We start from the raw sequence: 17,942 nt of genomic DNA, 5'->3' as shown, positions 1-17,942 counted from the left end.
TAAAGTCTCATATACCCAATTCGGATGTTAAAATCAAATAAACCTAATTTTTATAAGCAGATACTCGCTATGAACCGTACCGGGTTTGTCGGAGAATTTTTATTTAAGTTAGGCCACCTGACCTAACGGGTTAATCTTATCATTGTACATTGCTTCAAACTCAAAAGGCGATACATTGTCAACGGCATTCTAAAATTGCCCCCTTTTACCTTACAAATGGCAAAGTAAAATTGACCCCTGAAATCAGAGAAAGAGCGGTTCAATTACTAATTGAATCTGAAAAAGATTATCCTTCTACTTGGGCAGCAATCACAGCTATTGCTCCTAAAATCGGTTGTACTCCTGAAACATTGCGTGTTTGGTATCAAAAATATTTAGATCAACAAAATCCTGTCAAAATACAACAGATATCTGATCAAGAAAAAATGAAGGGTAATCCCCCACTAAAATACTAGCTCTTTAAAAGAGGCAGTATTATGCTTTTACAACATGGTGTTTAACTTGAGAAACTGAATTTAAAACAATCTACTGTAACTCTTCCAGACAGATATGAAATTAATCCACCCCTAGCCCCTTAAACACAGCATCTACCGGATCTGCATAAAAGCTGGTCTGGAACTTGGTAAACAGTTCCACAGGAATCGTTGGGATATCTGCCGCACTACTCATTGGCAAAGCAACCTTCTTGGCACCAGCATCAAAAGCAACTTGCAGACATTCGGCAATACTTTCCACCGGTGTCACAGAACCACCCAAGCTCATATCACCCAGTACCACCATCTGACTTTGTACCGATCGTCCTAACAGGCCAGAAGCGAAAGCCACTAAACTTGGTAAGGCAAGATGGCTGAGCGGCCCGGTATTCTGTAATTCAACCACATGTAAGTGGAAGTCATGTTCCAGCACCTTACTGCCACCCGATATTCTGGATGCATTGGCCTTGAAGTAGTCAAATGCGATTTTGACCTGCTCCTTGGCACTGCTTGAATTCCATAAGCCTGATGTCGCCAATTTTCCAGAACCTTTGGTCACTTGAAGTTCTAAGCGGTATAACCCCGGCATGCCTTTATTACTCAGCCCGATGGTATACAGAAAACCTGGCTTGGCTGGACCTTCAGGAATCAGTCCGCCACCCCCCTGCTCTTTGACGGAAACAAAGTGCTCTTCTAGGGTGTCATTGTCGATATAGCTAAAATGCACATCATAGAATTCCATCCCTCCAATTTTCTTCAGCTGTTCTTTAACCCGACGGCGCACCTGCAGTGCATATTGAAGACATTGCCGTACATCTTCTTTATTAAACTGACCGTGTGGGTAGAGCAGCTTCATCAATCCAGAAACCGTCTTGCGAACGGCGATCACATCACGCTGATTCAGGTTATTTCCGAGTTTGAAGTACTTCTCAATGGAATCTGCAAAGCTACGCTTGCGCATTTCCCGGAAGAATTCAGCCAGATAATCAACAATCAGGCCATAACGGTTGGTGAAGAACTCCGGGCGCATCTTGGGAATTTCCCAGCCGGGGATGTAAGCATGAAAACGATCGAAGAATGCCGAATCAATCATGGCTTCAGGGAACGGCGCCAAGAGATGGCTTGTTTTAACCAGAGATTCCACACTTTGGTTAATATTACCCACAAAAACCATCGAAGCTGAGGCTTCCATCTGTTCACGACCACGGGCAAAAGATCCAGAGGCCATGTAGTCTTTCATGATCTGTACGCCATCTTTGTCCTTAAAGGAAATACCAGCGACTTCATCAAAGGCCACCACATCCCAGAGTCCAACCAGACCAATACGGCGGCTACTCATGTTATAGAACAGATTGGCGACAGTGGTTTGCCCACCTGAAACTAGAATACTATTCGGTGAACACTCTTTGTAAATATGGCTTTTCCCGGTACCGCGTGGTCCAAGTTCACAGACGTTATAGTTATTTTCAACGAACGGAACCATACGCGCTAATAGGTGCCATTGCACGTCCTCTTTTAACGAAGCCGGTTCCATGCCGATCGAACGGATTAAACTCTCGCGCCACTGATCAGTGCTTAATGCTGCTCTGCCACTGAAAAGTTCATCCATATTCATATTCGGCATTTGAATCGGCTTGAGTAAACTCACCCCAAATGGAGAATTGGTTTGTCCTTCTTCATAATAGTAACTGAGCGTAGCAATGACCCAGATACCACCAACAAGTAATTTTTCATACTCTTTGACGATGCCTGCCGAGATTTCGGCATCTTTGATGCCCAGATTACTAAATGATGCTTCGTATTTGTCTTTACGCTCATTCAGTTTTACAGTCACCCGATCAATGACCTTATAACTGCCCCGTTCACGGACCAGGGATTTCACCTTCTCGGCTTCATCCGGTCGGACGTAGTTCTCAGCCAGTACGGTCTTTACGTTACGTAGTCCCTGTTCAATGATCTCTGGATCATCCGAGGCACAGTACATCCCCAGCAGGTATTCGAGTACATAGACAGGGACATTTGCCCCTTCTTTGATCAGTTTAGTCAGATCCTTACGTACCACCCGCCCAGCAAAGTGTTCATTCAGCAGCTGATCCAGTTCTTTATCGTTAGCAGATTCCATGTAGGCTACGCTCTATCGTTAATTCGTTATCAGGAGAAGTCATCGGTAAATGCCAGATCAATGGTGACCTTATAGCGTTGCATTTCGATATTCAGGTCTTTGTCCTTCAGCACTAGGAAGTAATCCTTCTTACGGTCAAAATCAGTACCGGATAATGACAGTCTGACCTGTTTGACCCGATCGGCAACAGAGTCGGTACTGCTATCAAAAGTCAAGGTTTCTTCACTGGAAACTTTAAGATCCCCATCATAAATGGCAATGGATAAAGTCACTGGCATGACCAGCTCACTGACAGCTTCGGTTTGCATCAAATCAAACTTCTGGATGTTATTGACCATCTTCAGCGTGGATTTGGTAGAAATGACCTCAACTTTACGCTTGGTCCGCTGTCCAGCCTTTTCACCACGCAGCTGTTTTACTGTCAGTACAGGCACTACGATTTCCTGAGGCATGATTCCGCCATGTACGAAACGTGAGCCTCCCACAAAATGGAAACGGTTCGCCCCTTTTGGAATCCAGAAATCAGTCGCAGATAGTGTGCCTGCCGTAGCTTGGGTTGAGCCTTTCCATGCTTCCTTGCTCTCTGGTAAACCATGCCCAATCACATAGCGTTTTTTGCTTTTCAATGCATTGGTCGGTTTTTCAGTCAAGCTTGAACGATCCGCAGATTCCAGTTTACTTTGCTGGAACAAGAAGCCATGGTCGGCTGTGATCAACAGGGTAGAAATATTGAAATGCATCAAGATTTTGCGGCTAAGTTCGGTCAGTTCTTCAATGGCATGTTCCACCGCCATAAAGGTTTCTGATTCTGTAGAGGCACTGTCTCCCCGAGCATCAATCACGTTGTGATAAACGTAAATCAAATCATGGTCTTTAAGTGCTTCACGGCCTTCATCACGCGACCAACCTTTTACCGTTTCAGCGGTAACCGCCAATCCATTATAGGCAGCCAGAATTTTGGATCGTGCTGCAGTCCCTTTGCTGGACTGCCCATCTACTAAAACATCATCACCTGCGGCCTCTTTGTACTCCAAAGTCTGATGCGGCAACAACGAGGCCATGCCAAGTGTGGTGTAACTTGGGACAACGCCCAGCTGTGAAGACAATGTCGCTTCAGAATAACGCTTTTCATTGATACGATCACGCAGCTCTACCGCAGCTTCATAGCGAAAAGCATCACTGATGATCACCACAATACGGCGTTTCGTTGCAGAATTCAGCAAGGGTCTGACATGGGTATCATAGAAGTTTTGCTGATTTGGGATATCTGCCATTTTCCAGACATTCAGACGTTGCTCTGCTTCAATCCGCTCTCCCCAGTTGCGCGCCATGTGATCGATATACCAGTAGGAATAGCAATTTTCGACTTCTTCATCGAGTTTTTTCAGGATATCGACATGAGCGCGTTGAGAAGCAGCACTGTAGTGGCGATAAGCCATATCAAAGCGATACAACTCCTGCTCGTAGGCTTTATACAAAGCTTCACTCGAGTCGAAATAGAAACCGGCATCAAACTGCTGTCGCAGGCTAAACAGCTCAATGGCTGCCTGCAACGCTGTATAGACAGTACGATATTTACGGCGTGTTGCATCATCCTTATGTTTGGAAGCCCAATAGCCATCCAGACGGGTAGAAATAATCGTTCTGAAATGTTCCAGTTCAGCTTTGGTTGCTGCAGGGATCTGGCTGGCCAGATCGACAATGATCTTTTGTTCAATCACTTCAAAGGTCATGACATCGAGCAGCTGCTCCAGATCAAAGACCCCGACCTTCTCCTGGATCCGCAGTGCATTGGCCACGGTCTGAGAGAGTGTATCGAAGGTTGGGTAGTATTTAGAACTGTCTCTCCAGCGCGACAAAAAGGCTCTAGCCGTCGCACGGGAGCTGACGGATGACATCACCAGTTCTTGAGCCCATACGGGGATATCGCCCAAGCTTTCACAGAAACCTGTGCTCATCAAACGGATAAAGAACGTACCGAGCTTGAATGGTGCTTCCCCATTCAACTCTTCAACCGATGCTGGATAACCAATTTCCGCCTGTAATGCTGTGACTAAAGCTGGCACTAGTTGGAATTTTTCCAGTTCAGCAAAGGAGTCTGGATTTACTTCCAGAGCCAGGTTCTGCTGTACCATTTCATCTGCCAACGCCAGGACAATATGCATCAGTTCGGCACTGTCAGCCTTGACCACAGCTGCAATCATGGCCATATCCAGATTCTGTTCATCTGCATCAGACTGGATATAGCGTTTCAATGTACTCAGACGGGCTTTGGCTTTAAGGAATTCTTCACGTTTGGCCAGATGTTCTCTTAGACTCTGCTGCTGTAAACCCAGCTCATTGAAAATAATCGAGAAACGATCGGCATAGAAGCTACGTGAATACAGCTTGATGTCCAGTAACCAGTCTTTTTCGGTTTCAGGCTCAGCACTTGGGAAATACAGCAAGTATTTGCCCTGCTGATCTTCAAGTTCCAGTTTAAGCTTAATCGCGAGACTCGATTCTTCTGCCATATTTAGAATCTGGACATCATTTAGCTCTAGGGCTTTGATTTCTTCAGTAAATGACTGTTCCGCATCATACCAAAAGACAATTCGATGCTGTTCAGTATAAAAGGCTTGTTCCAGGCCTTGTTGAAGTTGACTTAAGTTCATGCAACCACCTCTGCATGATCTAGTGTGGAAGAAAAGCTATTCATTACTTCTCCCCCGTCACTGCTTTCACTTCAGCCAACAAGTCCCCAAACCTACCATAGTTCACTTTCACCCCATCATCGAGATCCAGTGATATACGCTGATCGGCATAGTGACGTAATTTTTCTTCAAAACTACTGAGTTCAGCCTGTTGCTTATGCAAGTCTTGCAGTTTTTTCTCGATGCGTTTGATTTCAGCCGCAGAGTCACTGCTTTCTTTTGCTGTTTCTAGAGAATTAGCATAGGCAGCCATTTTGGAAATCAGTGGCATGACATATTCAGTACGCATACGTGCCAAAGTGCTTTCGTTATAGCGGTGCAAGTACACTAACGCCTGGAAAGCCCCCTGTTTACCACTGCTGAATAGCCAGTAGATCGGGCGCTTTTTATAGGTCTGCATGTGATCTTTATAGAACTTGCTGGCGAGGTAACGGCGAATGGTGTCTTCAGCCGTTTCACTGGCTTTTTTATCTAAGCTTTCTGCGAGCCACTGCATATTGGCATCCAGTGTCTCTTTCCCCCAAACGGCAGTTAAGAACTCTCGAATACGGTGCGTTGCATCATCTTCAAACCAGTGCATTTCGGTCAATGGAATAATACCGTCAGCATCTGCCGGGAATGTTTGATAACGGCTAGCATCAAAGTCTTGATTACCTGCATGGGCATAGATCAGACCTGGTTCATCCAGACTATAACGCCCCATCATGCAGCCAAGTGCATAAGAGACTAAACGCTGGCTGTCTTTTTCTCGGTCGGCACGGGTTAAAGTGATTTGTGCATCCGGTACATCTGGTGTCAGTTCATCCTGTAAACCATAAGCGTCAATAAACAGCTTATTATTTTCTTCTTCCAGACGTTTCATCTCAGCCACGGCGTCAGCATTTTGCTGTTGCCATGTGTTAAAAGCTTGTTCTAGAGTTGGTTGTTGAGTACGAATAATTGGATATTCATGAAAGTCGATTGAAGTTTCATAATGATCCCAATCTTGCTTTGAAATGTGCAAACATTTTTTAACAATATCATCAATTAATCGATTATAGCCTCCATCTTTTCCGCAGACAGGTAAATTTCTGATATCTCTTAATTGATAGTTTAATGTTTGATTAAAAACCCCTATCAATTTAGTTGCAACTGGTGTGTTAAATAGACCTAAGAAAAAGTTTAAGTCTTTTTCATCTTCAAAGAATATTGAACTTCCACCAACATCAAAAACAGCATTTTCAGGTAAGTATCTAAAACTTGGTAAAGAAGAAGTTATAAACCCCCAAGTAACTCCTTCCTTGTACCATAAATATTCAGGAATAATCCTTGGTACTTTTGAGGTTCTATAGTGGTGGATAGCCTCAGGGCTCCAATTCACTAAATTATCTAAATTTCCATACCATCTTCTAAAACCTCCTCCTTTTGCATAAAAAATCCATTTTTTATTTTTGCCAATTTTATTAGCATCGACTTCCCATAAAAATCTCAGAAATTTATTATTATCACCTGTTAAACATTGGCTACTTTCTTGTACAGAATATTTTGAAACAGAAGTATTTGAAAATATTTCTTTAATAGTAGAATTTGCCCAATAAGCAATTGGACTTCCAGGGATTTTCTTAAAGCCATCTGGTTGCGTATTATAAAACCATCCACACTTGGGATTTTTAATAGCTTCTAAAGTCTTCGGTGCTTGATTTTCTGAACCTTTAAAATCAGATAAACTAATGTATGAACCAGTAAATTCTACGATATGTGCTTTTGCTAATGTAAATGTACAAATTGGAACCGTTGCACCATCAAAACCAGAGTACTCTAACTGAATCAAGCTGGTAATTGTTGTATGATCAATAAAATATTCACGTAAATTTTCATAAGCAGAAATAAACATCCATACAAAAGGAGACATAAAACCAAGCTGCCCACTTTCTTTTGTTAGTTGTAAGTCTCGAATCATAAAAGCTGAAAATAAATCTCTTTCATAACCTTGATAGTTCTTTTTTAAATAGGTTTTAAGATTTGGATTTAAATATTTATTACCCATATACGGCGGGTTTGCAATTACTGCATCATATTGTTTAGCAAGTAATATAGCTTGTTGTACTAAAGGCAATAACTCTTGTGCTGACTGTTGTGCAAAAATATCCCCTGACTCTAAAGCTGTATTCAGCTTGGTTTCTAAATCAGGCAGCTTTTTAGCAAATGCTTGAGGAATTTGAATCAAAGAACCAAAGTTCGAAGCATGTTCAAATAGGTCCAACAGTTCTTTTAAATCTGCCTGTGCAATATTGGCACTAGCTAAATCTTGGCTAAATGCTTCTAAACGTTCAGGTTGACTGTCTTGTAGCGCAATAATATTCAGCTTTGGTGGATTGCTAAATAAACGGCGGTCATCTTCACGCGCTTTCATCAACAGTGCAAAACTGGCGAGCTGTGCTGCACGGGTATCAATATCAATCCCGTACAGGTTGTTTTCCAGAATCAAACGTGGAATATCACGACTGCGGTAACCACGTTCCAAATAAATCGCTTTTAAGCAATCGTAGGCTTCCACCAGAATATGCCCCGAACCACAGGCCGGATCGAGCACGGTAATGCTTTCAGGGTTTAAAGTATCGCCATCTTCACTAATGCGTACATCAATCAGCTGTTTCAGCTGGGCATTGACTTCATCACTTTGCTCAGCCGGCTGAATATAGTATTCCCACTCACTGGCCAGCGTACTATCAGGCTGTGCCATCATCCATAGACGACCAACACTGTTTTGCACCAGATATTTCACAATCCAGTTTGGGGTGAATAACTGTGTCGCGGCAGGAATGTCCTCACTCTTGACGACTTTACCAATCACCTGATCTTTCTTTTCAGAAATATAGAACTGATACAGCCAACCAATAATCTGCACATCCGACCAGTCTTCTTCTGGAATGCTGCTGACCAGATCACGAATCAAAGAATCGGTTTTGGTCAAATTGTCAGGTAATAGTAGTTCAGATTCATCAGACACCTGTTCGAACAGGAGTGGCATGACCTGATTCAACGCATGACACTGCGCTAGTAACAATTCACGATAGAGTTCTTCGTCTTTATTGCCATCCAGCTTGAGTTCAGCCACACGGCTGGCATCTAAATTCGGTAGCTCAATGTCCAGACATTCTTCCAGAATCTGTGGCAAGCCTGCACTACCATCGGCACTGCTGAGCACACGGCGACCATGATCCAGTAAGCCTTTGCATTCCATGTAACGAATGGCACAGAGACGGTTAAACCAACTGTAAGCGATATAATCAATCGTCTGCTCAAAACTGCTGGTTTGAATGCGCTTGATCAGCTTGTCACGTGGTTTCATGACGGATAGCGGAAAAACCTGATCGCCAATCAGCAGCAAGTCGCCTTTCTGTTCTGCCGGTAAAATGCGGTCTGCGGTGATGCCATATTTGGCGGCCTGCTTGCGCATCGCTGCGATAAAATCGTTACGTGCTTGCGGTGCGTATTTTTTAATATGACTGGTATTCATCTTTAAACCTTTAATTAATGGCTGATGCCGATATCCCTAACCCAAGTTAGCGGATACGCACACGCTTTTTATCACTCACAATTTTTTTCAATTCAGCTTTGAGTGCGTCTACAAACTGATCCACTGATTCTTCTGTTTCCAGATAGACACTGCTGGAGGTTTTGCTGTAAATGCTGGCGACATCGACTTCTACCACCGGTTTCGGTGGCACTACGGCTGTCACAGGCTGTACCGGACTCGCAGCAGGTGTTGATGTAACTGGGCTAGCGGTGGTTGCAGTGTTGGTTACACTCTCTGCTTTGCTCTGAGCCAGTTGTGCCGCTTTGGCCTGACGCTGGATTTCCGTCTGAACTTCGCTTTCCAGCTCATACAAGGCTTCATCAAAACGCTCCACGGCGGTTTGGGTTTGCAGCATATAGATGGTGGATAGGCTAGTTTCCACTTCAATATCCGCTTTGAGCAATTGCAGCGGACGTAGTAGCTTGTTACTCAGCTCAGCGCTAGCGATGCCACTGTTTTTAATCTCGGCTTCCAGCTGCTTGATTTTGTCATCAATGTGTTCTATCGCCTGATTGCGCTTCTCAGTCAACAATTGCTCATTGACGCTTTCCACTGTACGAACTAAATCAGCGACTTTATTTAACAGGCCATAGGGTGATTCAAGGGTGGCAATACGATGTAATTCAGACAGGGCTTTTTTTGCCACCTCATCACTGCCCAGCGCCTGTTTGTTTTTCTCAAAATGACGTAAGGCCTGTTGCAGTTGCTGCCAGCTCGGCATCTGGTTAGTGAAGAACTCATGAATATCACGATAATCTTCTTCCAGATCCAGATAGTCGTCCTTGTTCTCGACCACGGCCTTAAAGAAATCAAAGCTGTCGCTATTCGCCAGCAGACGTTCCAAAGTCAGAATCGACTTTTCAATCACTTTCTTGCCCGGGAACTGCCCGACATCAGTTTTGCTTTTGTACGACTTAAAGTTGGCTAACCAAGTCTTAAAATGCTGCAAATAGAATTCAAATAGCTCTTTCTCAGTCGCTGGTCCCATGGCCGAGAATAGGTCTTGGGTGAGTTGGCGTGCCTGTTTCAACACCTGATCATCAGTCTGGCGCTTTTTAATGATCGATACATCACGGCGACGGCGGCTGTTTTGTAAAGGCTCAAAGGCATCTTTTAACTGTAAGCTGCCGCCATTTAACTGCAGTGAAATCCGCCCCATCGCAGCCAGCTGACCTACCAGCAGTAAAATCTCGGCATCTGGCCAGCCATAAGGACGTTTGGCAAAACGATCTATCACATCTGAGACTAGAATACGCTCTGTACCAGTGGCGCGTAGTGCAATGTACTGCTCCACTTCCTGTAGGGCTTTCGGATTGCTTTGACCGCCATCCAGAGACAATCCGAGTTGCGCCATATCATCAACAGTCAAGACGGCGTTCAGTTCACGCCAGGCATCCTGCTGATAGACTTGCAGATAGCTCAGTTTGGTATAAGTGTTTTCTAGCAAATAACGACAAGCCTCATCCAGCTTGGTGGTTGGACTTGAAGATGAAAGTTGTAAATGTTGACCCAAGGCATAACTTTCCGCGTCCAGCAACATTTCTTCGATCCGGACACGCAGACGTTTTTTACGCTCCTGATTCTCACGGCCACGGTCTGCCAGAATACGGGTGATATCGGATTGGGTACCATCATCATTTAACCGAATAAATTTATTGGTTTTCAGCCAGGTGCGCAGTTCATTAAAGAACTGTTTATCGTCTGCCAGTTTAAACAGTATCTGCCCTTCGGCCTCGGCGCTCTTACCAATACAGAAAGCTTCTGTGTAGAGGTTATATTCCGTATCCAGTGGAGAAATGATTTCAACTTTCAAATCGCTCTCATACTTGCCATCCAAGCTATGACCATCCAGAAAACGACCAATCTGATAGTCCATCTTGTTGGCTTGATGGCGGTATTTGTTCTGATCCCGCAATAAATCTTTAAAGATCAGATTGGCTAACTCTTTATTTTCTTCTGAAGCCGCTAAGTCAGTGGCTTTAATTTTACGGGTGATATCGCGTTCTTCATTGGTCAGGAACAGGAACTCATCACCATTCCTAGTGATCAGGCTCTCTTTTTCCAGACGCTGCAGGCTTTCTTCAATCCGCTTGCGCAATGCCAGCTTGTCTTCATCAATTTTCTCAATCGACAAAGTCACCAGGTTATCCAAGGTACCTTTGATGATATCGACATAGCGGATCATGAACAGGGTACGCAGCATCTGCACATCAAAACCATCCAGGGTCTTATTCTGCCCTGCCTGGTCGATGGTACGCTTCACTGCTGTATCCAGAAATCCTTCCACTGAAGTATAGAAACGGTGGAAAGGAACCAGGGCACCGACTTCATCTGTGGCAATCGCATTCGCGGCCATCTGGAAGGCATCCAGCATGGATCGCTCACCATAGGCCAGGTGTGCACCGGTCGCACCGACCTTACGGATTTCTTCAAAAACTTTCTGCACCAGCTGGAAATGGTACGGCGCAAAAGGATAGTTATTGATAAAGCTGTCTGGACCCTCATAATTCTTGAGTGTTGGGCCTGAACGGTCAAAGGTGATCTGGTTTTTTAAGATATCGCCCTTTTGCTCAAACACCGATCTGAGCAATGCTTCAGCTTCTGGGGTTTTACGTAATAAACGTTTCTGGATGACTTCATCGGTATTGGAACTGGACAGTGATAACCGGGTTTTAAAACGTCCAGCAATCTTGGAGAAGTCATTGGCTTTGGAAGAAGACATCTCACCTAAAACAGCATCGATGTCTGCCTGTGAGGTGACGATAATCCAAGCGCGGCCTTTACAGATCGTACCCAGGTTTTCAGTAATGGTTTGCAGTGTCAGCATCAAGCGGGTATCGCTGCCAATAAACTGCCCCACTTCATCAACCAAGAACAACATGCGTTGCTGGGGTCCTTTGCTGTCCAGGTATTCTTTCACCCACTGACAGAAGTTTTCGACCGAAACACTAAAGGTCTGCTCAGAATCCTCAAACCATTTATGCGCTGCTTCTGCTGATAGATTCAGTGCCTGAGAAATCGCAGTTTCGACATCATCCTGATAGAACTGATAACCGTCACGCTCCTCTAGCCAGGACATGCCACTGGATTCCTCAAACGCCTGTTTAAAGCGTTCGTAGACACCTTTCTGGCTCAGGTGACGTTCCATATGGGCAATATGTGGATGATCCGCGCTAAACCCCTGATACTCGTTAAACACACGTAAAAACACATTCAGGATCGGATTGCCATCATCATTGGAGCTGGCTTTACTGTCGATGTTAAACAGGATGACATCGGCATGATGGCTGACGGCCTTGCCAATATCCGCACGGATAAACGCATCACGAATTTTGCTTTCATCAAAGAATTCTGCGGCGCTACGCTCGTTACCTTCCGCATCACGTGCCACTTTATTGGCCAGAATATACGACAAGGTTTTCAGGAAATGTGATTTACCTGAACCAAAGAAGCCCGAAATCCATACGCCGACACGGTTGGCAATCGAAGGATCGCTCAGGTCTGTGCCATAAGACTGGAAAAAGTCCCGAAAATGCTTTTCCAGTTCATTGGTGACCACATACTCATCGAGTTCCTGATAAACCGTAGTATTGTCATTCTGGTCTGCTTTTACGACCCCGTTAATCGCACGATCTAATGGCTTGTAAAAAAGCTCTTTAATGTTCATCTCAATCCATTCCCCCGAATTTTTATTTCTATTTGCCGTGTTTAAGGCACTAATCTGAATGCTCTGTAGTAATTATTGCTTGGAATTTTTCCAAATAAACTCATCGCTTGACCGTCGTAATAACCTGGGTAAAACAGCACCACTGGCTTATGCCCCAGTAACGAATGCAAACTGTTCAATAAGTGATGGGCACGTAACAGTGGCCAAACCGACCCTACCCCAGTCATCAACACAATATCTTGCGCATTGGTGGCATATTTACTCACCAGATACGGCGCGAACTTATCCATATGCAGTGGGCCCTTTAAGGCTTTGAGCAGCGCTTCATCGCCTTTGGCTTTTTGCATTTGAATGGCTTTATCGATGAAGTTACGCTCAGCCAGATAATCCACCACGGCTTGCAGCAGGTTGATATTCACCACCTTCAGCTGACTGTGTTTTTTCTCCAGCATCCCTTCGAGAAAATGCAAATATTCGCGCACTTTCAACTCATCTTCAGGCGCATAATCAAAAATCCAGAAGCCAATTTCATTGCCCAATCCTTGTCCAGTGAGAAACTCAGTGGAAAGAATTCGCTCTGGAATCTGGTTCAGACGCTCATGTATTGTTTGACTCATTGCTGCCCCTCTACAACTACCGCGTCCATAGCGACACTTCCATAGATCTTTTAATGCGTTGTTTATAATGTTCTTCCAACAGGCTACGCAGCTCTGCTCTGACGATCACGCGCTGCAACTCCAGCTTACGGGTACTTTTTAAGTAACCGGCTTCTGCCAGCATGCGAAACACCACCTGCCCCATTTTTTTCTTGCTGGACTCTTTCCAATCAAAGATATCCGGATCACGTTGTGAGCGTTCATCCAAAAAATCTGACCAGATATAACTGTCCAGGTATTGAGCCTGAGAGATATAGGCCTCTCTCATCACCGTTTCCATAAACTCAAGCAGCAACAGGTTGCGTTCCAATGCGCCACAAAAAGCCACCTGGGTCGCCAGCTCATCATCCCCATCACGTAGTGCTTTCCAGAAATCAGGCTCCAAGCGCTCCAGACGCTTACGAATAGCGGTGGCATTGCGTTGCGCCGAAGCCGCAGTTCTTTTTTGCAGAATATTGTCAATCTGAATGGCCTGATGCCATTGTTCTGGAGTCGCCTCTCGTAATAACAGATCCGCGATCAGCCGGCTTTCACGTACCATCAGTGAGCCACCAATTAGGTCACTGTCATAATGAAATTGTTCTAACATAGCCAATCTCCTATGAAGCTTGATCAAACAGGTAAGATGACAGCTTTTCGATATCTGAGCGTTGTAGTACCAAGGGATATTTCAAGGCATCATCCGCCTCAGCCAGCGTGATCGCGGCCTGATATCGCTGCAAAGTATAGTGAGCCAAGGCTTTTTTCACCGGAATCTGTAATCTGCCATCAGGCATGCCGAAGTCTTTTTCGACCAGCGCTTTTTGAGCTGCATTCAATTTTGGATTCGGGATCAGCGTCAGTACAATTTCTTCATGCCATTGCTGATCCTGAGCAGGGTCTACTGACTCAATCGCCATCACAACAGGTGTGCGATCAATTCTGGAGAGTAAAAAGTCCTTAAACTGCTTGCTCTGATGGCAATAGGCACGGACATGCCAGCGAAAACCGGTATACACCAGGGTGTGTGGGGAAATGATGCGTTCATGCCACTGCGGATTCTGCATCGAGGCATAAATCATTTTTAAAGTACTTTGGTTGCGGCAGGCACGCAAAACTTCCCGAATCACTTCAGGACGTACACTGCGATCAGGTAATTGAACTGCTGTAAGATTCGGTTCTGGCATCGCAATAAGGGCATGCGATTCACTGACCAAGCCCGAGAGCATATTGAGATATTCATTGATATGCGCTGTAGTCAGTACAGGCTGGAAGCTGGCCTTAGGCACATAACCCTTGACGGAGGGGTCATGAATCAAGGCATCGGGGTTATACAGCGTATTGTAACGCTTGATATCCGCAGAAGCCTGCTGTCGACTGAGCCCAAACCAGCTCATCAAACGATTGGTAACCAAACGACCTTCCCAGTAAGCAAGCAACTCGATGGCTCGCATTCGAAGAAGCACTTCATGCTTATCTGTCGTCATATACCAATCAGTCAATAAATAGCAGCTTTAAGATTACCCTACAGCAAATATACAGTAAATATTTTTGACGGTATTTAAAGGTAGTATTGCAATCATCAGATAAAAAATATACTAGTATCCTGATGATAGCCGTCAAAGTACGATCTCTAGCAGATCATGGATCCTGGTATAGCGCGTGAATTGAGCTAAGTTTTAGAATGAGAGAAATATGGGTTTTAGATTTCGTAAAAGTATTAAATTATTCCCGGGTTTTAAAATTAATCTGACCCATAAAGGCATCAGCAGTGCCAGCATTGGCAAACCTGGTGCTTCTCTAAATATTGGGAAAAAAGGTACGCGAACCAGTGTCGGCATTCCAGGTACGGGACTATCTTACTCTAAACACCAACCTTACTCTAAAAAGACCCGTGTTCCACAACCGACATCGCTAGAACACACGGAATATAATCCTCAGAATTTAGAACAACCGAAGGCAAAGATATGGCCTTGGATTATTTTTGGAATATTGTGTTTTATGGTGGGTGCCGTCATTTTTTAGCAAGAACCGCATTGTATTTTAATCAAAAAAAAAATGCCCAGATGGATGAATGGGCAAACTAAGGAATTAATATCCTTCAGAAACTCCAGCGCAATTCTCGCTACTTTCAGTAAGCGACTCTGGCTCAATCATGATAGTCTGACTCAATCGAGTCGAGGTAAATCGATCCATCACAATTGGAGCAGAAATTATGCTTGATCACACTCTTGGTTAATGCTGAAAAGTCTTTGAGTTTTAATTAATAAATAATAGTATCCATGTCTACCCTCAACTTTACTTATTTTCAGATAGCAACCAATCGAGAGCACTCATTTTTACAATACCATTATAATTCGCTTCAGTCCCTATCGTGTCTAATGTAAGCAAATACTTGGGATACGAATCAGAAATTTTCTGTAATGGACGTAACTCTCGGCTGAGTGTCTCCTCATTGAGCGTTTCTAATGCCACCTGATAATAAGTTAAATTCTGTAAAGTATCGACAGCAACAAAATCAATTTCATATTCATCAACCCGCCCTACATAGACCGTATAACCTCGTCTGACAAGCTCAAGATAAATCACATTTTCTAAGATATGACCTTGATCAGCATTAGCATCAGGCAACATAATCCGGCGCAATCCGACATCAACTAAATAGTATTTTTCAGAGGATTGTAATAACTCACGCCCGCGTACTTTAAATTGTGCGGCACTATAAAATAACAAACTGTCCTGTAAGCCCTGAATATAGCGTTTTACTGTTTCAAATGAAATTTTAACCCCACTTGAAACAAAGGTATTTTTAATTTTATTGATGGAAATAGCTGAGCCTGTCACGCTTGCCAAATATCTTGTGACACGCTCGAGAGAGTTAATATCGGCAGTATTCAAACGTGGAATAACATCTTTAAACATTACACTGGCATAGACCGCTTGCAAGTAATCATAAGTTTCCTGCTGGCTAGTCATGGCAAGCGTATAAGGGAAACTACTGCGCGTATACATGGCATACAAATCACGATTTGATAATTGTTGGATGATCGGATTATTTTCAATATGCCACTGTTTAAATTCTTGGAATGAAAGGGGTAAAACATGTTGCTCTATATAGCGTCCTGTAAGTAAAGTCGCAAGTTCTCCACTTAGAAAGAATGCATTTGAGCCTGTAATATATAAATCGATATAATCCCGAACATATAAAGAGTCGACTACTTTCTCAAAATTTGTAACATGTTGAATTTCATCTAAAAAAACATAGTTTTTTTTACTTTTATCAACTTTGGATAATACATAATCATGTAGTTTACGGTAATCGGTGAGTTCTTCAAATTCCATAAATTCGAAGTTGATGGCAATGATGTTTTCGGCTTGTACGCCCTGTGCTTTTAGGTCTTGTTGAAACATCGCCAATAAGGTGGATTTTCCAGAGCGACGCACACCTGAAAGTACTTTAATGACATCACGGTCTTGCCATGTATTCAGAAATTTTAAGTAGCCATCACGTCGAATATTAGCGCTTCTCATTATTTACACTTAGAATCTAAAGTTTTAATAAATTCTATCAAATTTTAGAATGTATATGTAAATATATTTAGTTTTAAGAAAAGTTTAAAGGTTAAGTGAAACATTCAAAGCTGCTGTAGAAGCATGTAAACATGCAGATCTGATCAAAATCCAAATTCTGTCTTTTTGATTATTTTCCATGTCATGTTATTTCATTTATGCTACGAGTTAACTGCTATATAAATTAAGTGAAAAGTAAATGGAACTAAGTTGTTAACTAGAGTGGAACTCATTTTTGTTGTGCTGATGGTCTCAGCCTTAATCCTAATTGCTTATGAAATGCTAAAAGGTTTATTTTAGAGCATCTATACAATTTTTGATCAAAAAAAGCCCACAGAGGGAATCTATGGGCGAAACTAAGGACCTTGACGGTCATTCAGAAACTACAGCTAGTTTCTGGTTGTGATTCTGGACTGAATTAAAAATAACCATATTGGCTGAATGTATCAAAAGTTAAATCATGTGATTAATCATTGATACTTCTGCAAAAATGAGCTCATCGCTCTGTTGATTAATACAGTAATTCACCAAACAAATCCGCTCTAATCTCTTCCAGGCTCAGATCTGATTTCATCCTATTACAGATGGGATGAACCAGCAGACCATTCTCTAGAACACCTTGCCCACCTACGGCTTTGGCAATCCGATGATCCGATTCAGTAGAATCAAGATAGATCAATCCATCACAAATGAGGCAAAAGTTATGATTACCCACCAGAAAATTGTGCTTAAGCAGACTCTTGGTTAATGCCGAAAAGGCCTTGGGCTTTGACCGAGAAATTGGACTAATCGACTCCACATATCCCACTCTATTGTAAACAAGACATTTTTATCTTTTATATTCAATGGCTTATTTTCCTGCTAATTGGTAATACCATGAAAAATACCATGCTCAGAAAAGGCTTAACAATATTTTGAAAAATTGCCTACTGAGCGCTGCCGCACAGCTCCATAGGCCGCTTTCCTGGCTTTGCTTCCAGATGTATGCTATTCTGCTCCTGCAGCTAATGGATCACCGCAAACAGGTTACTCGCCTGGGGATTCCCTTTCGACCCGAGCATCCGTATGAGACTCATGCTCGATTATTATTATTATACTCTGTACACGACAAATTTCACAGAACCCTTATCCTATCAGGATTCTGCTTTCTTAAAATTGCCAAAATTTCCTTAAACTCTTCTTTTTTCCCAAAACCAATTAAACGCTGAATCGCCATTTGAACA

Annotated in this window: 9 protein-coding genes and 2 pseudogenes; 2 read left to right on the top strand and 9 right to left on the bottom strand. The window is 43.3% G+C overall.

Going from position 1 to position 17,942, the window contains the following annotated elements; genetic code table 11:
• Positions 1-194: 194 nt before the first annotated feature.
• Positions 195-431, top strand: a pseudogene (locus FTU77_RS14455) (hypothetical protein); the annotation flags it as partial.
• Positions 432-555: 124 nt separating this feature from the next.
• On the opposite strand, the gene brxL reads toward FTU77_RS14455, so the two are convergent.
• From brxL to FTU77_RS14420, 7 genes are read right to left on the bottom strand one after another with little or no spacing between them, the layout of a single operon-like run.
• A complete protein-coding gene (gene brxL, locus FTU77_RS14450; RefSeq protein WP_159153674.1) occupies positions 556-2,595 on the bottom strand; it encodes a protease Lon-related BREX system protein BrxL in 2,040 nt (679 codons plus the stop codon).
• 29 nt (positions 2,596-2,624) lie between these two features.
• Entirely contained in the window at positions 2,625-5,249 is a 2,625-nt protein-coding gene (gene pglZ / locus FTU77_RS14445; protein WP_180056098.1) for a BREX-1 system phosphatase PglZ type A, read from the bottom strand.
• A 43-nt stretch (positions 5,250-5,292) separates the two neighbouring features.
• Complete coding sequence (gene pglX / locus FTU77_RS14440; RefSeq protein WP_180056097.1) at positions 5,293-8,787, bottom strand: BREX-1 system adenine-specific DNA-methyltransferase PglX; 3,495 nt, start codon at positions 8,785-8,787, stop codon at positions 5,293-5,295.
• 46 nt (positions 8,788-8,833) lie between these two features.
• Positions 8,834-12,514, bottom strand: coding sequence for a BREX system P-loop protein BrxC (gene brxC / locus FTU77_RS14435; RefSeq protein WP_180056096.1), 3,681 nt, complete (start codon positions 12,512-12,514; stop codon positions 8,834-8,836).
• A 41-nt stretch (positions 12,515-12,555) separates the two neighbouring features.
• Entirely contained in the window at positions 12,556-13,131 is a 576-nt protein-coding gene (locus tag FTU77_RS14430; RefSeq protein ID WP_005403808.1) for a DUF1788 domain-containing protein, read from the bottom strand.
• 16 nt (positions 13,132-13,147) lie between these two features.
• Positions 13,148-13,759, bottom strand: a complete 612-nt coding sequence (locus FTU77_RS14425; RefSeq protein WP_180025626.1) for a DUF1819 family protein — start codon at positions 13,757-13,759, stop codon at positions 13,148-13,150.
• Between the two features lie 10 nt (positions 13,760-13,769).
• On the bottom strand, positions 13,770-14,636 hold the full coding sequence (locus tag FTU77_RS14420; protein ID WP_160255371.1) for a WYL domain-containing protein: 867 nt from the start codon (positions 14,634-14,636) through the stop codon (positions 13,770-13,772).
• Positions 14,637-14,844: 208 nt separating this feature from the next.
• On the opposite strand from FTU77_RS14420, the gene FTU77_RS14415 reads away from it, so the two are divergent.
• Positions 14,845-15,174 (top strand): DUF4236 domain-containing protein, encoded by a 330-nt coding sequence (locus tag FTU77_RS14415; RefSeq protein ID WP_005403805.1) that lies wholly within the window; start codon positions 14,845-14,847, stop codon positions 15,172-15,174.
• Between the two features lie 273 nt (positions 15,175-15,447).
• Here FTU77_RS14415 and FTU77_RS14410 read toward each other — a convergent pair whose 3' ends face one another.
• Both FTU77_RS14410 and FTU77_RS14405 read right to left on the bottom strand, forming a co-directional pair.
• Entirely contained in the window at positions 15,448-16,680 is a 1,233-nt protein-coding gene (locus tag FTU77_RS14410) for an ATP-binding protein (protein ID WP_160255372.1), read from the bottom strand.
• 550 nt (positions 16,681-17,230) lie between these two features.
• Positions 17,231-17,542, bottom strand: a pseudogene (locus FTU77_RS14405) (HNH endonuclease signature motif containing protein); the annotation flags it as partial.
• Positions 17,543-17,942: the final 400 nt, after the last annotated feature.

The organism is Acinetobacter sp. YH12142, from assembly GCF_013418435.1.
GTDB classification, from domain to species: Bacteria; Pseudomonadota; Gammaproteobacteria; order Pseudomonadales; family Moraxellaceae; genus Acinetobacter; species Acinetobacter amyesii.
Note: the sequence above shows the minus strand (reverse complement) of the source record. Positions and strands in the feature narration are given on the sequence as shown.